This is a genomic window from Planococcus lenghuensis (assembly GCF_001999905.1).
Taxonomy (GTDB): domain Bacteria; phylum Bacillota; class Bacilli; order Bacillales_A; family Planococcaceae; genus Indiicoccus; species Indiicoccus lenghuensis.
The window spans coordinates 1381312-1397869 of sequence record NZ_CP019640.1 but is presented as its reverse complement, the minus strand read 5'-3'; the positions used below and the strand labels follow the sequence as shown (position 1 = coordinate 1397869).

The 16558-nt window shown below is 52.4% G+C and carries 14 protein-coding genes and 1 other annotated feature; of the genes, 3 read left to right on the top strand and 11 right to left on the bottom strand.

The window, feature by feature from the left end; all coding sequences use genetic code 11:
* Position 1 precedes the first annotated feature (1 nt).
* Entirely contained in the window at positions 2–1183 is a 1182-nt protein-coding gene (locus tag B0X71_RS07120) for a bifunctional folylpolyglutamate synthase/dihydrofolate synthase (RefSeq protein ID WP_077588764.1), read from the bottom strand.
* Between the two features lie 65 nt (positions 1184–1248).
* Between B0X71_RS07120 and B0X71_RS07115 the strand changes: the two genes are divergently transcribed.
* From B0X71_RS07115 to B0X71_RS07105, 3 genes are read left to right on the top strand one after another with little or no spacing between them, the layout of a single operon-like run.
* A complete protein-coding gene (locus B0X71_RS07115; protein ID WP_077588763.1) occupies positions 1249–2112 on the top strand; it encodes an ATP-grasp domain-containing protein in 864 nt (287 codons plus the stop codon).
* A complete protein-coding gene (locus B0X71_RS07110) occupies positions 2109–2894 on the top strand; it encodes an ATP-grasp domain-containing protein (RefSeq protein WP_077588762.1) in 786 nt (261 codons plus the stop codon). The genes B0X71_RS07115 and B0X71_RS07110 overlap by 4 nt, the downstream gene beginning before the upstream one ends.
* Positions 2895–2906: 12 nt before the next feature.
* On the top strand, positions 2907–3419 hold the full coding sequence (locus B0X71_RS07105) for a hypothetical protein (protein WP_077588761.1): 513 nt from the start codon (positions 2907–2909) through the stop codon (positions 3417–3419).
* Between the two features lie 360 nt (positions 3420–3779).
* On the opposite strand, the gene B0X71_RS07100 is transcribed toward B0X71_RS07105, so the two are convergent.
* From B0X71_RS07100 to hemA, 10 genes are all read right to left on the bottom strand, one after another.
* Positions 3780–6428 carry a valine--tRNA ligase gene (locus tag B0X71_RS07100; protein WP_077588760.1) on the bottom strand — a complete coding sequence of 883 codons (2649 nt, stop codon included), beginning with the start codon at positions 6426–6428 and terminating at the stop codon, positions 3780–3782.
* Positions 6429–6563: 135 nt separating this feature from the next.
* Positions 6564–6793, bottom strand: a binding site (T-box leader).
* Between the two features lie 31 nt (positions 6794–6824).
* Positions 6825–7877: an AbrB family transcriptional regulator gene (locus B0X71_RS07095; protein WP_077588759.1), complete on the bottom strand. Its 1053-nt coding sequence runs from the start codon at positions 7875–7877 to the stop codon at positions 6825–6827.
* 117 nt (positions 7878–7994) lie between these two features.
* Entirely contained in the window at positions 7995–9425 is a 1431-nt protein-coding gene (locus B0X71_RS07090; protein ID WP_232336805.1) for an MATE family efflux transporter, read from the bottom strand.
* Between the two features lie 275 nt (positions 9426–9700).
* The gene (hemL, locus tag B0X71_RS07085) at positions 9701–10993 is read right to left on the bottom strand and encodes a glutamate-1-semialdehyde 2,1-aminomutase (RefSeq protein ID WP_077588758.1); all 1293 of its coding nucleotides are present in this window, start codon (positions 10991–10993) and stop codon (positions 9701–9703) included.
* On the bottom strand, positions 10990–11979 hold the full coding sequence (hemB, locus tag B0X71_RS07080) for a porphobilinogen synthase (protein ID WP_077588757.1): 990 nt from the start codon (positions 11977–11979) through the stop codon (positions 10990–10992). The genes hemL and hemB overlap by 4 nt, the downstream gene beginning before the upstream one ends.
* On the bottom strand, positions 11972–12679 hold the full coding sequence (locus B0X71_RS07075; protein ID WP_077588756.1) for a uroporphyrinogen-III synthase: 708 nt from the start codon (positions 12677–12679) through the stop codon (positions 11972–11974). The genes hemB and B0X71_RS07075 overlap by 8 nt, the downstream gene beginning before the upstream one ends.
* Positions 12663–13598 (bottom strand): hydroxymethylbilane synthase, encoded by a 936-nt coding sequence (gene hemC, locus B0X71_RS07070; protein ID WP_077588755.1) that lies wholly within the window; start codon positions 13596–13598, stop codon positions 12663–12665. Before hemC ends, B0X71_RS07075 begins: the two co-directional genes overlap by 17 nt.
* Complete coding sequence (locus tag B0X71_RS07065) at positions 13595–13807, bottom strand: hypothetical protein (RefSeq protein ID WP_077588754.1); 213 nt, start codon at positions 13805–13807, stop codon at positions 13595–13597. Before B0X71_RS07065 ends, hemC begins: the two co-directional genes overlap by 4 nt.
* Before the next feature lie 80 nt (positions 13808–13887).
* Positions 13888–14718, bottom strand: coding sequence for a cytochrome C assembly family protein (locus B0X71_RS07060; RefSeq protein WP_077588753.1), 831 nt, complete (start codon positions 14716–14718; stop codon positions 13888–13890).
* A gap of 91 nt (positions 14719–14809) precedes the next feature.
* Complete coding sequence (gene hemA / locus B0X71_RS07055; RefSeq protein WP_077588752.1) at positions 14810–16177, bottom strand: glutamyl-tRNA reductase; 1368 nt, start codon at positions 16175–16177, stop codon at positions 14810–14812.
* Positions 16178–16558 lie beyond the last annotated feature (381 nt).

Genomic DNA, 16558 nt, shown 5'->3' with positions numbered 1-16558 from the left:
GTTACTTCGTATCTTGCCTGTTTATTAATAAATGACGTATTTCAGCTAATAAATAAAGTGAACCCGTGACTAAAGCCACTTCATTTTTATGCAATACAGGTAATATATCACAGACCTTTTGGATTGTCTTTACTTTTCCTTTACTTTCCAAATATAAATTTTTTGCCACCATCGCCCGCTCATGCGGAAAATCGACAAACGTGAAGTTATCGCTGATTTCTTCCAGTTTACGTAATATTGTTATGTAATCCTTATCTTTCAGAATACCGACGTATACATGAATCGGCCGATCTGCCAATTCCGTTTTCACGGTTTCCACCAGTTTTTCCACACTCGCTGGGTTATGGGCACCATCGAAAAAGATATTCGGCGCGACTTCCTCGAATCGGTTCGGAATAAACGCAGCGGCCAGTCCGCGATCGGCTCGCTCGGCGTCGAACCGGTCGCCTAATACGTGGGCAGCTGCAGCTTGTGCCAGCATCGCATTGCGTTGCTGATGAGCGCCTTTCAGTTTTAACGAAACATTCGGAACACCTTCCGGAAGGACGACCGGCGCCGTGAGTTTCTTTGCTTCTTTTCGGATCACCGCTTCCGCTTCTTCCGGCAAGTCCCCGATGATAATAGGTATGTGCACTTTGATAACCCCGGCTTTATGCCAGGCGATGTCCCCGATCGTCGGTCCGAGGAAATTCGTATGTTCCAATGAAACGGACGGAATGATGGCGACCGCCGGGGTGATGACATTCGTGCTGTCGAAGCGGCCACCCATGCCGGCTTCGAGGATGATGACGTCCGGCTGTTCGTTTTTGAATACGAGAAACGCAGCCGCCGTCAGCAATTCAAAATCGGTGAGCAGTGTCCGGATATTGGCGAGCTGCTCCATCGCTTGATCGAGCACGTCCGGGGTCACTGGTTTCCCGTTCAATTGGATTTGATCGTGCAGGTCTTCAATATGCGGCGACATGAAGCTGCCGACAGACAGATGATGCTCCTTGAAGATGGCCGTCAAGAACGCAGCGGTCGACCCTTTGCCGTTCGAGCCGGCGAGATGGATATACGTCCCTTCTTTTTGCGGGTTGCCGAGTTCTTTGAGTGCTGCTGTAATGGAATCCAATCCTGGCTTGATGGCTGGATCGGTAGTAATATTCCATTTCTTTTTATATCGGTCGAGTCCCGGAATCATTTAACCTCTTCCTTTCGTTTCGTGCTACACTTTTACTGATTATAGCAAAGTACGGAGGGTCAATTATGACAACTTGCTGGGTAATTTATAACGGAAGTTTGACGAGTGATAAATTCCGCGATCAGGCGGAACTGGTCGCGGAAGCGGCGGAACGCGCAGGCGTGAATGCCGCGATTAAGAAAAACTACGACATCGTGATGCAGCTGGACGCAGGGGTTCTTCCCCCGGATTTTGCCGTGTTGCTCGATAAGGACATTCTGCTCGGGTATTTTTTGAAGAGCTCAGGGGTGCCGGTTTATAACGATCCGGCGGTGATCGATCTGTGTGACAATAAAGCGAAACAGTACATTGAGCTCGCGGCTCGCGGCATTCCGATGCCGAAGACGATTGTGGCGCCGAAAGTGTATCCGGCGTTCTCGATCCGCGAGTCGGGGTATTTTGAAGGGGTGCTGGAGACATTGGGCTTGCCGATGATCATTAAGGAAGGGCACGGGTCGTTCGGCATGAAGGTGTATTTGATCGAAACGGAAGATGCGTTTTATGACAAAGTGGAGTCGCTGCGCGGCGTGGATTTCGTGTTCCAAAAATTCGTGGCATCGAGCCGCGGCCGGGATATCCGCGTGAATGTGGTCGGCGGTGAAGTGATTGCGGCGATGGTTCGGCATTCGGAGACGGATTTCCGGGCGAACATCACGAACGGCGGGAAAGCGTCGCCCGTGGAACTGACGGAAGTTCAGCGGGTGCTGGCGCTGCAGGCGGCGGATGCGGTCGGTGCGGAGTTTGCCGGCGTGGATCTGCTGTTCGGGCCGGACGAGGAGCCGTTGGTGTGCGAAGTGAATGCGGCGGCACATATCCGGAACATTTTGAACGTGACGGGGATCAATGTGGCGGATGCGATGATGACGTATATTTTGAGAGATCTCGCATGATTGCGCTGTACCGGAGTGCGGATGCCGAGCGGAATCAGGGGTTTATTGCCGAATTAAAGAAGTTCGGGGATGTCGGGCTCATGACGTGGGATGACTGGTCGGAGTCAGGGCTGCTTCAGCTGGCGGACCGATTGCACGGCGAGACGGTGCTGTTCCGGGTGCGGCATCCGGTGGCCGCGCGGGCGCTTGAAGATGCCGGTGTGCGGCTCGTGAACCGGGCGGAAGTGAACCGGATCGCGAATGATAAATGGACAGCGTTTGAAATGATGCAGTTATTGGGCCTGCCGGTAATTCCGACGTTCAAGGAACCGCCGGGCTATCCGTGTGTCGCGAAGACGCGGGACGGCCATGGCGGTGAGGGTGTCGAGATCTGGGATACGCCGCGCGACGCGGATGAGGCGCTTATTTTCCAGCCGTTTATGGAACACGAAGCGGATGTGCGGGTGTATGTGATCGGCGATGAAGTCGTCGGTGCCGTGAAGCGGTCCGGGGTGGATTCCTTTAAAGCCAATATTGCGCTCGGCGGGAAAGCGGAGAAGTTTTTGGTGTCGGCGGCCCAGGAGCGGGACGTGCTGCGGATTGCGCGGGCGCTGAAAAGTGATTACATCGGAATCGATTTTTTATTGCTGCCGGACGGGCGGCATGTGTTCAATGAAATCGAGGATCCGGTCGGTGCGCGGGCATTTTATGAGACGCATGAGGAGAATGTGGCGGAATTATTGTGCAAGTACTTGCGGGACAAGAAAGCGCGCGGCTGGCGATGGGCGGATGATCGACTGTAGAGGAGGAATTCCATGTCTGCGTCTTTGATCGAAAAAGCGAAGCGGCTGCTGGAGGGACTGGAAGTCGGCCATTTTGAAACGGCAAAAGACTGGAACAGCGACGACTACGAAGATTATTTTCTGTATTTTGGCGACGCTGATCCGGAAGTGCGGAAGCTGTCCATCCTCGTGTTTGCGTCTGCGCTCGGGAACACGCGGAGAGGCGTAGCCCGTGTGCTGCAGCCGAGGAGTCATGAACGCTTCCGTTATGCGTTTGACGATTATGCTGAAGCGTTTCTGGTACATAAGGAAGCGATCAGCCGGGACTTCCCTATTCTTTACCGGACGATTGTCTGTGAGATGAAAAAATGGCATGAGGAGACGCCGTTGTCTGTGGCTTTCATCGATGTCGAACCGAGGTTGATTGATGATCTGCTGGCGCTGGCGGATGAAGCCGTAGTGGATTGTGCCGAGCTGACGTTCAAGGATTTATTGGAAGAAATGAAGTGGAAAGACCGGAACCAAGGGGTTGATGAAGTGGAATGAGTGCTCGGGCCAGATGGGAAGATTACGCGGCTGCCTTGAAGAGAGAGTTTACTGGGATAGCGCAGCGAATCAGCCGATGGAATCGTGCGCTTTTTTGTAAGAATCCGGATCATCGAGCATAAATCCAAATTAACGATCATAAAAGTGAATTTATCGAGCATAAATCCGAATTATAGAGCATAAACTGAAATTAACGATCATATATTTCCTGTAATTCGGATGGTTTTCTTCATTATGATGGCGTAGAAACCCGAAATATAGCGTAGAAAATCAATTTATCGCGTACAAATCATAAATAAAGCATAGAAACCCCAAAAACCCCCGCATCCTTCCCAGGAGAGCGGGGGTTCATCATACCATTTACAGGTTCTTCAATTCTTCAATGCGTTTTTCAACGGCCGCGCGTTTTTCGAGGTAGTCTTTTTCTTTCGCACGTTCTTCTTCGACTACTGCTTCCGGCGCTTTCGAGACAAAACGCTCGTTCGACAGTTTGCCTTGGACGCGTTTGACTTCGCCGTTCCATTTGTCGAGTTCTTTGCCGAGACGCGCGAGTTCCGCATCGATGTCGATCAAGCCTTCGAGCGGCATGAACAGCTCGGCACCTGACACGACAGCGGACATGGATTTTTCCGGCGCCGCAGTGTTATGCGTGATCGTCAGGCCGTCCGGGTTACAGAAGCGCTCGATGTATGCGGAGTTCGCTTTCAGTACGCCTTCCGTCTTCTCATCACGTGCAATGATCGTGAGCGGCACTTTCTTCGACAGCGGCGTCGAGACTTCCGCCCGGATGTTGCGGACAGCGCGGATGATGTCGACGAGCAGTTTCATGCTGTCGGCTTGTTCCGTATCTGTGAGCGATGCGTCAGCTGTCGGCCACGCCGCCGTTGTGATCGATTCCCCTTGATGCGGCAAGTTCTGCCAGATTTCTTCAGTGATGAATGGCATGAATGGATGCAGGAGACGCATCGTGTTATCGAGTACGTACGCCAGAACCGAACGCGTCATTTTCTTCGCCGCTTCGTCTTCCCCGTACAACGGCAGTTTCGCCATTTCGATGTACCAGTCACAGAAATCATCCCAGATGAAGTTATAGAGCACGCGGCCCACTTCACCGAATTCGTATTTCTCCGCGAGTTTTGTCACGGAATCGATGGTTTCATTCAGGCGCGTCAGAATCCACGCATCGGCAACAGATTTCTCGCCCGACAAGTCGATTTCGTCATACGTCATGCCTTCCATGTTCATGAGGGCAAACCGCGACGCATTCCAGATTTTATTCGCAAAGTTCCAGACGGACTCCACCTTCTCCATCGAGAAGCGGAGATCCTGTCCCGGCGCTGAGCCGGTCGCCAGGAAGTAGCGGAGTGAATCGGCACCGTATTCGTCGATGACATCCATCGGATCGACGCCGTTGCCGAGTGACTTCGACATTTTGCGGCCGTCCGCTGCGCGAACGAGCCCGTGGATCAATACGTCATCAAATGGCTTCTGGTCCGTGAACTCCAGCGCTTGAAAGATCATGCGCGACACCCAGAAGAAGATGATGTCATAGCCCGTTACGAGTGCGTCCGTCGGGTAATAACGCTTGAACTCTTCGTTGTCGATGTCCGGCCAGCCGAGCGTCGAGAACGGCCACAAGGCGGATGAGAACCACGTATCGAGTACGTCTTCGTCCTGTGTCCAGTTTTCTTCGTCTTCCGGTGCGGTCCGGCCAACATACAGCTCACCGGTTTCGTTGTGGTACCACGCCGGGATGCGGTGACCCCACCACAGCTGACGGGAAATACACCAGTCGCGAATGTTCTCCATCCAGTTCAAATACGTTTTCTCGAAGCGCTCCGGCACGAAGTCGACTCCATCGTCGCCTTTTTGCAGCTTGACGGCTTCCGCAGCGAGCGGCTGCATATCCACGAACCATTGCGTTGACAGGTATGGCTCAACGACTGCACCGCTCCGCTCGGAATGGCCAACGGAATGCAGATGGTCTTCAATGTTGAATAGTACGCCTTGTTCCTGCAGATCCTTGACGATTTGCTTCCGGCAATCAAAGCGGTCCATGCCTTCGTACTTGCCGGCGTTTCCATTCATCGTGCCGTCCTCATTCATCACAAGAACGCGAGGCAAATCGTGACGGTTGCCGATTTCAAAGTCATTCGGGTCGTGAGCCGGCGTAATCTTGACCGCACCGCTTCCGAATTCCATGTCGACATAATCGTCCGCAACAATCGGAATCTCGCGTCCGATGATCGGTAACGTAACCGTCTTGCCGATCAAGTGCTTGTAGCGGTCATCTTCCGGGTGAACCGCCACAGCCGTATCGCCGAGCATCGTCTCCGGACGCGTCGTCGCGATTTCAATGCCGCCTGAACCGTCTGTCAGCGGATAACGCATATGGTAGAAAGCACCTTGTACGTCCTGGTGGATTACTTCGATATCGGACAACGCCGTTTTTGCCGCCGGGTCCCAATTGATGATGTATTCGCCGCGGTAAATGAGCTTTTTCTCGTACAGCCGGACGAATACTTCCTTAACTGCATCCGACAGGCCTTCATCCAATGTAAAACGTTCACGGGAGTAATCCAGCCCGAGACCGAGCTTCGACCATTGCGCACGAATTGTCTGGGCGTATTCATCTTTCCATTTCCAGGCTTCTTCTAAAAACTTTTCACGCCCGAGATCGTAACGTGATTTTCCTTCCTCGCGCAGCTTCCCTTCCACTTTCGCCTGCGTCGCAATGCCGGCGTGGTCCATACCTGGGAGCCATAGCGTGTCATAACCTTGCATGCGCTTCATGCGCGTCAGAATGTCCTGCAGTGTGGTGTCCCATGCGTGGCCGAGGTGAAGTTTTCCGGTTACGTTCGGCGGCGGAATCACAATTGTGTACGGCTCTTTGTCCGATTCGGGCTGGGCTTCAAAGAACTTACCCTTAAGCCACCATTCATAGCGGCCCTGTTCGATCGCTTTCGGATCGTACTTCGTCGACATCTCTGTCTGTACTTTCTCTGTCATTGAAAACTCCTCCTTTAGATTAAACCTTTATTGTTGGGCTTTGTTGAATGAGTCAGTGGAACAACACTGCGAGACTCCAGCGGAATCCACTAACTCCACCAGTAAAATCTACAAAACACAAAAAGCCCCTTCGTCTTAAAGGACGAAGGAGCTTTCGCGGTACCACCTTTATTCGCAGGCACGGAGAAAAAGCGCGCCTGGCACTTCATTCGATAACGGATTTCAGGTCCGGTTTCCGCTACTGAAGAGTTCACGGAAACTGCTCCGAGGGGACTTTCCGATGGTTTTGCCCGTGAACGCGTCTCACCTTTCCGCATTCTCTCTGAAACGGCCGCACATCGTACTTTCCTCATCACTGCATGTCACTGCATGGCTATCAAGTTAGAGTTATTGTACCTACACTTCGGTTTTTCCGTCAAGTTTTTTAATGAAATAAGCAATTGCAGGCGCCGCAATCAACAGGATGAAGAAGATCCGGAACAGGTGAAAACCGGTGATGAGCGCCACGTCGCCGCCCGCTTCAATCGCCGTCAACACCATTTCCGCCATGCCGCCCGGCGCCGCACTCAGGAAATAATCAATGAAAAGACCGCTCGAAATCCACAGCGACAGCACATACGCCACTCCGCCGGCGAATGCGACGAGCAGCAAGTTATTCACGACAATGGCAGCACCGATGCGCAGCGTCATCTTTTCACCGATCTGCTCCATTTGCAGACCGAGCCGCGCTCCGATGAATAATTGTGCACAGATGATCAGAATCGGCGGCATTTCAAACAGCAGCGTGCCTGTCACAGACTGGACAGCCGCGAGCGCCACAATCGGTGCCATCATCTCAGGCAGCGGGAAACGGACCGCTTTCATGCCGGAGTACAGGGCCGTCCCGCCTGCTGCTGCTGCCATAAATGCCGGCAGACTGAATTCCGGTTCTGTCAGGATGAGTGCTGTGCCGCCTTCCCGGCCACCGAGGAAAATCGTGAAAAACGGCACGACGAGAACGACGAGCAAGATCCGGAATGTCTGCATGATTGTCACGATCGTTGTGCTCGCTGACTTGATGTCTTCTGACAGCAGCACCATCTGCGACAGCCCGCCCGGCAATGAACCGAGCATGCTCGTCTGGATCGACTCCCCCGTCATTTTCCGGAACAGCAATGCCAGCACCAGCGCAAATCCGACGAGTGCCAGCGTCATGAACACCATCATCGGCAAATCGAGCCACATGAGCAGCACCGCTTCCCGGTTGAACGATGAGCCGATCTGCACGCCGATTAAAATGAGCCCGATTGTCCGCAGCATTCGCGGCCAGTAAAACGTCATGGATGTGAACTGACGCAATAGCAGCAGTGCCAGCATCGGGCCGAGCAGCCATGGCAGGAACATGCCAAGCAAATCGAGGAGCCCTCCCGCCGCAACAGAAATGGCCAATGTTTTGAGGAAATCGTTCATGGAAACCCTTCTTTCGTCTCTCTAAATAGTATAACGGATTTTTGGTTTCATTTCCTCGTAAAGAAATTTCCATTAAAAAAAGCATCCGCTCCAAAGAGAACAGATGCTAATCGATCATTACGGCCGGTTTTGTAAGGCATACAGCCACGAACGCCCGCGCCAGCGGAATAGCATGGCGATACCGCGGAACCATTCGTCCAGGATGTAGGCAATCCAGATGCCGACGAGCCCCAAGGCGAAATGGACACCGAGGACATACGCGACGACCACGCCGATGCCCCACATCGAGATAATGCCCATGATGAGCGGGAACTTCAAGTCGTTGACTGCCCGGAGTGATGTGATGATCATGATGTTGAATGCACGGCCCGGCTCCAGAATGATTGCCAGGTAAATGAGTACCGTTGCGTTCCGGATGATCGTTTCATCATCGGTGAAAATCGACAGGAGCGGTTCAGCGACGAATGAGAAGCCGACTGCTGTGACGATCGCCGTCAGGATGGAGAGCTTCAAGCTGTCCATGCAGCGTTTATAGGCATCGTCGTATTCCTTTGCACCGACATGGCGGGCGATCAGAATCTGAGTCGCCTGTGCAAGCGCGATACTACCGAGCATGATGAAGTTCATCAAGTTGAACGCATAGATCCGGGTTGTGACGAATAACGTACCCATGTACGTCGTGATGAAGAAGATGATGACGAACTGGCTCATGTTATACGCAATCTGTTCACCGGCTGCCGGCAGACCGATCCGCAGCAATTCCTGCAAATGCTCTTTTGGCATTTTGAACACTTTCATCAGACCCATCGGTTCTTTGATCCGTTTTTTCATCAGGACGATAAGCGCGATCAAGCCGAGCACCCGGGAAACGGTTGTGGCAATGGCGACACCAGCGACACCGTAAGAAGGCAGGCCGAATGGTTCAAAGAGCACGATGTAGTTCAGCACAATGCCGATGACATTCATCCCGATGTTGGCATACATCGCATCTTTCGTAAAGCTATGGCTGCGCAGGATGGCGCTGATGGTGACCAATATGGCTTGGATGAACATGAAACTGCCGACAAAAACCAGGTAGCTGCTGGCGTCCGCTGCGACTTGACCGGTCACATTCATTAAGGCCAGAATCTGTTCCTGGAATAAGAATACGATGCCGCTCAGCAACAGGCCGATCGCCAAATTCGCTGCGAGTGAGATGGCGGCAATTTCATTCGCCCGCTGCTTATTCCCCGCACCGAGTGCCTGGGACATCAGCACGGTCGTTCCCGTGACGATAAAGCCGAACATGACAATTAAAAGAAAGATAACTTGGTTGGCGATGCCGACAGCGGCGACCGCTTTATCCGAAAATTGGCTGAGCATCAGCGTATCCACGTTCCCCATGAGCATCGCAAGCGCAAGCTCGACGAAGATTGGGACAGCCAAAGCAGCCATAGTGATTTTTTCCTTATCATTAGTGGCGGGAAGCTGATTTGTATGTCCTCCAACTGACAGGCCTTTTGTCGTTCCGGCGGTTGCCAATGCAGGCTGTTTGAATCTGAATTTCACTATTTATAAACTCCTCTAAACGCCTTATTCACAGGCGGTTTTTTTAACCAATGAGGAGTACTATACCCTTTTAATATAGGGGGGTCAAGAGCTTTAAATTATTTCAGAAAACTAAGTTATGTAACCGAAATCACACTTCAAACCCTTAAAAAGTTATCGTAAATAACATTAAAATACACATTCTCTTTTTCCGTCTTTTGATCCATTTTTTCCTTTAATTGATATGCAATCATGAAAAAAACCGCCAACGTGGAAAAGTTGGCGGTTTGTCTCATTTATGCGTTTTTCGTTACTTTTGCGAAGACCGTATGGAATGCTTCCACTGTTTTTGCGATTTGCACTGCTGTATGGGCAGTCGACAAGAACAATCCTTCAAATTGGGACGGCGGCAAGTAAATGCCTTGTTCCGCCATGCCTTCATATACTTCCGCGAATAAATTCAAATCGGATGTCTTCGCCGTTTCGAAATCCGTGACGGTTTCATTCGTAAAGAAAAATCCGATCATCGAACCAGCGCGGTTCACGGTATGCGGAATGTTGTATTTCTCCGCAGCTTCACGGAATCCCGCTTCCAGCTGATCCGCCTGCTCTTTGAACGTATCATAACTTTCTTCAGTCAGGTTCGACAATGTTGCCAGTCCGGCAGACATAGCCAGCGGATTGCCGGATAATGTGCCCGCCTGATAAATCGGACCGGCCGGCGCAATTTGTTCCATGATCTCGCGTTTGCCGCCGTATGCGCCAACCGGCAATCCGCCACCGATGACTTTACCGAGACAAGTAAGATCCGGTGTCACGCCGTAATAGCCTTGGGCGCAATGATAACCGACACGGAATCCGGTCATGACTTCATCGAAAATAAGGACAGTGCCGTTTTGTTCGGTCAATTCACGCAACCCTTCGAGAAACCCTTCCGCCGGCGGGACGACGCCCATATTTCCTGCGACCGGCTCAACGATGACACCTGCCAGGTCATCACCGAATTCATTAAATACATAGCGGACACTTTCGAGGTCGTTAAATGGAACCGTGATCGTGTTCTGCGCCACGCCTTCCGGTACACCCGGTGAATCCGGCAGTCCGAGTGTTGCCACACCGGAACCCGCTTTGATCAGCAGACTGTCACCGTGTCCATGGTAATTGCCTTCGAATTTCAGGATTTTATTGCGCCCGGTATAGCCGCGCGCCAGCCGCAATGCGCTCATCGTCGCTTCCGTGCCGGATGATACCATGCGCACCATTTCGATCGACGGCACCCGGTCGATCACAAGTTTCGCCAATTCGTTTTCAATGACCGTCGGTGCGCCGAACGACGTGCCGCTTTCCGCTGTCTTTTTGACCGCTTCCACAACATCCGGATGGGCATGGCCGAGAATGAGCGGCCCCCATGACAAGACATAATCGACATATGTATTGCCGTCAATGTCGGTGATTTCCGCCCCTTTGCCGCTTTCCATGAAAATCGGGTCCATGTTGACGGATTTGAATGCGCGGACCGGCGAGTTAACGCCGCCCGGCATCAGGTTTACTGCTTCTTTGAATGCTTGTTGAGATTTTTCGTAGCTCATGCTTTTCCCTCCAGCCAGCGCACCGCGTCTTTTGCGTGATACGTCAGAATCAGATCGGCGCCCGCCCGCTTCATGCTCGTCAGCGTTTCAAGCACGATCTGTTTTTCATCGATCCAGCCGTTCGCCGCAGCGGCTTTCACCATCGCATACTCACCGGACACATTATAGGCCACAACCGGCAGATCGAAGTTATTCTTTACGTCGCGCACGATGTCGAGATATGACAGCGCCGGTTTTACCATGAGGAAATCCGCGCCTTCCTCGACGTCGGACGCCGCTTCGCGCAGCGCTTCGGTCCGGTTTGAATAATCCATCTGATACGCCTTGCGGTCGCCGAATTGCGGAGCGGAATTCGCCGCATCGCGGAACGGACCATAATAGGCGGATGAATACTTCACCGCATAGCTCATGATCGGAATATGGTCGAACCCGGCTTCATCGAGTCCCGCGCGGATAGCAGCGACAAAGCCGTCCATCATATTCGACGGCGCAATGATGTCCGCGCCCGCTTTCGCCTGGCTCACTGCCGTACGGGCAAGCAATTCAAGCGTTTTGTCGTTCAGGACGATGCCGTTTTCAATGACGCCGCAATGGCCGTGGTTGGTGTATTCGCACAGACACGTATCAGCGATGACAAGCAAGTCCGGCTGGCGTTCTTTCACAAAGCGGGTCGCTTTTTGCACGATGCCGTGATCGTGGAAAGCCCCGGTCCCTTCTGCGTCTTTATCAGCTGCATCCGGCACGCCGAATAAAATCACAGACGGAATGCCGAGTGAAGCCACTTCGTCGACTTCTTCCCCGAGCAGATCGAGTGACAGCTGATAAACACCCGGCATCGATTTCACTTCGTTGCGCACATTTTCTCCGTCCACCACAAAAATCGGGTAAATGAAATCCTGTTTGTCGAGCTGTGTTTCCCTTACCATAGCGCGCATATTCGCCGATGTCCGAAGACGGCGATGGCGCCGGAAATTCAATTCAGTCATTTTGAACCCTGCCTTTCACGATTGTCCGGATCACGTCCGGGTACGTATGGTTAGCCGGCACCGCGCTGACGCGACCGCCGGCTTGTTTGATTGCCTGTTCCGTCACATAACCGATGGCGGCAGCCTCGATCGTCCGCCACTGGCCACCCGCTTCCATATAGGTTTCAACAGCGGAAGGGCTTGCAAAAATGACGATTGCATCCGTCATCCGGGCAAGCCGTTCGGCGTTTCCCCTGCATGGGGCCGTATCGTACACCGTCCAGTCGTCCACTGCGAGCGGCAATTGATAAATCGTATCTTTCGCCCGCGCGCCCCGGATGAACAGGCAGCGGCCGTCCGGTGCCACTTCCGGAAATTCACGGATAAATGCATCCGCCGCAAATACAGACGGCACGAAATCGACATGATAGCCCGCCTGCTCCAGAGCGGCCGCTGTCTTACTGCCAACCGCAGCGATTTTCGCTTTCGGCCGTGCATGCTGTTCATGAAACGCTTCCACCGCTGATGCGCTCGTGAAAATGAGCCAGTCATATTCATGCAAATCCGGTGCCGGCTCATCCGTCGGCACCGTTTCAATCAACGGCACATACTGCACGTTCGCTCCGTATGACGCTGCAAGCTTCACCGCTTCTTCCGGCAGTGATGATCCGGTGAAAATAATCGTATCGCCTTGCAACGGCCGATCAGTAGTGGAGGTCATTTTCCGCTTTCACTTTCTGGATGAGGTCATAACCGCCTTGTGCGCTGATGCGCTCTGCTGCGATCCGGCCCGCTTCAACCGGATCCTGCGACTGGATCGTCTCCCGGTACATGACCGAACCGTCCGGTGCCCCGACAAGTCCGGTGAATGAAACACCTTCATCCGACAGCGTCGCATAACCGGCGATCGGCACCTGGCAGCCGCCATCCATATCCGAGAGGAATTTGCGTTCTGCACTGACTGCTGTCATCGTTGCCGGATCATTCAGTTTGGCGAGTTCGGAAATCAGTTCATCGTCATCAATCCGGCATTCGATGCCGAGTGCACCCTGACCGATCGCCGGCACACATTGTTCCGCATCAAGGTATTCCGTAACCACGTTATCGCTCCAGCCCATGCGTTTCAGTCCGGCAGCTGCCAGAATAATCGCATCGAATTCACCTGTTTCCAGCTTTCCGAGCCGCGTATCGATATTGCCGCGAATCCACTGCACTTTCACATCCGGCCGGATTCGGAGAAGCTGAGCGCTGCGGCGCAGGCTGCTCGTCCCGACGATTGCCCCTGCCGGCAGATCGGCAAGCTTGACGTTGCCTTTTGAAATGAACGCATCGCGCGGGTCTTCCCGGCGCGGCACACAGCCGATCGTGAACCCTTCCGGCAATACGGAAGGCACATCTTTCATGGAATGGACTGCCATGTCGATTTCCTTATTTTCCAGCGCCTGCTCGATTTCTTTCACGAACAGCCCTTTGCCCCCGACTTTCGATAGCGTAACATCCACGATCTTGTCACCTTTCGTGACGATTTCCTTCACTTCAAATTCAAACGGCGCGCCCGCTTTTTTCATTTCCTCGATGAACCAATTCGTCTGTGTGAGCGCCAATTTGCTTCTGCGGGAACCTACAATTATTTTTCTCAACTTTCTCCAACCTTTCCGTTATAACCAAAAATGAAATTCTGACAGCCTGCTCCTGCGCCGCTGTGCTTGCTCGTCGCATACAACACAAGTGCTCCTGCGCCGCTGTGCTTGCTCGTCGCATACAACACAAGTGCTCCTGCGCCGCTGTGCTTGCTCGTCGCATACAATACAAGTGCTCCTGCGCCGCTGTGCTTGCTCGTCGCATACAATACAAGTGCTCCTGCGCCGCTTCGCTCGCTCGTCGCATTAAAAATACGGTGGCAATTTTTCAGCCACGGGTCAATTCATGCTAGTACCAAAAATGAAATTCTGACAGCCTGCTGCCAAGCAGGAAGTTAATAAGCACGAATAAAAAGGCATACACATGCGCACTCGCATACGCCTTGCCGTTCAACGGACCTTTTCGGCGGAAGTACAGGATGCCGCTGTAAATAAGCAGCAGCACGAACGAACCGACGATTTTCGCATCCCATAAGGAGAATTCCTCAAGAGACACATATGCCCATTGCAGCCCGAGTGTCAACGACACGAACAACAGCGGAATGCCGGCCAAAATCGACGCCGTCATGCCCTGTTCCGCCTGGCCGAGCGACGGCAGCCGGCTCCACTGCACAGGCCGGCGTTTTTCTTTCAGCAGCCGGTATAAAATCCAATACAGCGCCGCAAACACGAATGCCAGCGAGAATGCGGCATACGACAAAATCGCAAACGTGATGTGGATCAGCAGGAGCTCGGACACGAGCGCTTCCCCGACCGGTGACCGTTCAATCTGCACCGGCGCGAATGTATGGACGGTCATGAACACGAAGCCGATCACATTGATGAAAAACACCGCGAAATCGAGTCTCGTGAAAATCCGGAGCACAATCGACAGCGTCACAAGCAGCCATGCGTAAAAATAAATGCCTTCAAACAATGTCAATACCGGGAACCGGCCTGTCTCAACCACATATATGATAAGAAATACCGTCTGAAGCACCCAGACAGCACCGAGCAGCCCGAGTGCCCAACGGCTCGCCTTTGTTTCCTTATACAGAAAATCGATAAAATAAAAAACAAGGCTGACAGCGTACAGAATGACCATCGCTTCATGCAGCCTTGCCATTGTCAGATCCGCCATCGTCTTCTCCTTTATTCAGCCGGTCAACGCAAAAAGAGCGTTCCGTATCTCTAGTTTAACATACAGATACAGAAACGCTCTTGTCGATCGGTCAAAATGAAAATCCGGGTTTTTGCTGTGCCTGCTGCTGATCGGCAGCGGTTTTTACGCGGGCTTTAGCAAGCGTTGCCTGCTGCGCCAATTCCTGTTCCACCGCTTCTTCAATTCCGAAGATCTGCTGGAACAGCTCAAGTTGCTCCCGGGATTTCGGAGACGCCGCCATTTCCTTCGCCTGCAGAATCGGCTCTTTCAGCAGCTGGTTGATGATCGATTTGGTATGCTTGCTCAAAATCTTGCGTTCCCGGTCTGTAAGATCCGGCATTTTGTTTTCGATGCTCGCCATCGTTTCCGTCTGGATCGCCAACGCTTTACCGCGCAGGGCCGAAATAACCGGAACCACACCGAGTGTCGCCAGCCAATCGCTGAACTGCACGCATTCCTGTTCGATCATGAGGCGGATTTCATTCGCTGCCCGTTCCCGTTCTGCAAGATTCGCGTCCACAATGCCCTGCAGATCGTCGATGTCATACAAGAACACGTTCGACAAGTCGCCGATGCGCGGATCCAAGTCCCGCGGCACTGCGATGTCGACCGCAAAAAGCGGTTTGCCTTTGCGAAGCTTTTCCACATAATTCATCACTTCATGATCAAGTACATATTCGGTTGCGCCAGTCGACGAAATAAGAATATCCGCTTCCAGCAGTGCACATTGAAGTTCCTGCAGCGGTTTTGCCTGTCCGTCGAATTTCGCTGCCACTTCCTCTGCCTTCGAAAATGTCCGGTTGATGACAGTGATATCTTTCGCGCCGCTTCCCTGCAGATTCTGAATAGCCAGTTCGCCCATTTTACCGGCGCCAAGGATGACGACTCGTTTGTTTTTCAGGGAACCGAAAATCTTCTTGCCGAGTTCAACAGCCGCATATGAAACAGACACGGCATTTTCGCCGATTGCCGTTTCCGAATGTGCGCGTTTCGCGAACGTCACTGCCTGCTTGAACAGCTGGTTGAATACCGTTCCGGTCGTGCCGAAATTCTGGCCGGCCAGAAAGCTTGAACGCACCTGTCCGAGGATCTGGGTTTCGCCGAGCACCATGGAATCCAAGCCGGACGTCACCTTAAACAAGTGTTCAACAGCACCGTCGCCTTCATAAACGAAAAGGTACGGTGAAAACGTATCCTGCGGCAGCCCGAAATGCTTCGCCAGAAAATCCTTGATATAATAGCGCCCTGTATGTACCTGGTCGACGACTGCATAAATCTCCGTCCGGTTACAGGTCGATACGATCACGTTCTCCAATATGCTTTTTTGTTCCTGCAGCTGCTGCATCGCATTCGGAATACTGCTTTCCGTGAACGAAAGCTTTTCGCGGATCTCAACAGGCGCTGTACGGAAATTAACTCCCACTACGATGGTATGCATGGACTCATGACACCTTTCCGATCAAGTTTCATATACCCAATTATAGCATAAAAGCTTGATTCCACAGCGGTGAATTGTGAACAAGCGTTGAATTCAAGCCAATTGAGCAACTACATTAGAATGATTACTGTCTAAGTGTAGCAAAGCCGGGAACCAGCCTCAAGAACAAAGACTCTGCGAGCCCGGGATATTAACAGCCCCTTCGTTACTTGTGAACTGCCTTCCGTTACTTGCGATATACTATGTAATACTTGCGAACTCTGATTAAACAGTTACGTTTCAAGCAGCGATACTTGCAGATACAGCAACTATACCACAAGATTCGTAAATTTCTAGCATGGTTTTCTCACACTCATCCCAATAAACGAAGAGGATTTCATT

Excerpts from the sequence above, each read along its gene's own strand:
- B0X71_RS07120 (WP_077588764.1), bottom strand. The coding sequence starts at position 1,183 with ATGATTCCGGGACTCGACCGATATAAAAAGAAATGGAATATTACTACC.
- B0X71_RS07100 (WP_077588760.1), bottom strand. The coding sequence starts at position 6,428 with ATGACAGAGAAAGTACAGACAGAGATGTCGACGAAGTACGATCCGAAA.
- B0X71_RS07115 (WP_077588763.1), top strand. The coding sequence starts at position 1,249 with ATGACAACTTGCTGGGTAATTTATAACGGAAGTTTGACGAGTGATAAA.
- B0X71_RS07110 (WP_077588762.1), top strand. The coding sequence starts at position 2,109 with ATGATTGCGCTGTACCGGAGTGCGGATGCCGAGCGGAATCAGGGGTTT.
- B0X71_RS07095 (WP_077588759.1), bottom strand. The coding sequence starts at position 7,877 with ATGAACGATTTCCTCAAAACATTGGCCATTTCTGTTGCGGCGGGAGGG.
- B0X71_RS07075 (WP_077588756.1), bottom strand. The coding sequence starts at position 12,679 with ATGACCTCCACTACTGATCGGCCGTTGCAAGGCGATACGATTATTTTC.
- B0X71_RS07060 (WP_077588753.1), bottom strand. The coding sequence starts at position 14,718 with ATGGCGGATCTGACAATGGCAAGGCTGCATGAAGCGATGGTCATTCTG.
- hemB (WP_077588757.1), bottom strand. The coding sequence starts at position 11,979 with ATGACTGAATTGAATTTCCGGCGCCATCGCCGTCTTCGGACATCGGCG.
- hemL (WP_077588758.1), bottom strand. The coding sequence starts at position 10,993 with ATGAGCTACGAAAAATCTCAACAAGCATTCAAAGAAGCAGTAAACCTG.
- hemA (WP_077588752.1), bottom strand. The coding sequence starts at position 16,177 with ATGCATACCATCGTAGTGGGAGTTAATTTCCGTACAGCGCCTGTTGAG.
- B0X71_RS07105 (WP_077588761.1), top strand. The coding sequence starts at position 2,907 with ATGTCTGCGTCTTTGATCGAAAAAGCGAAGCGGCTGCTGGAGGGACTG.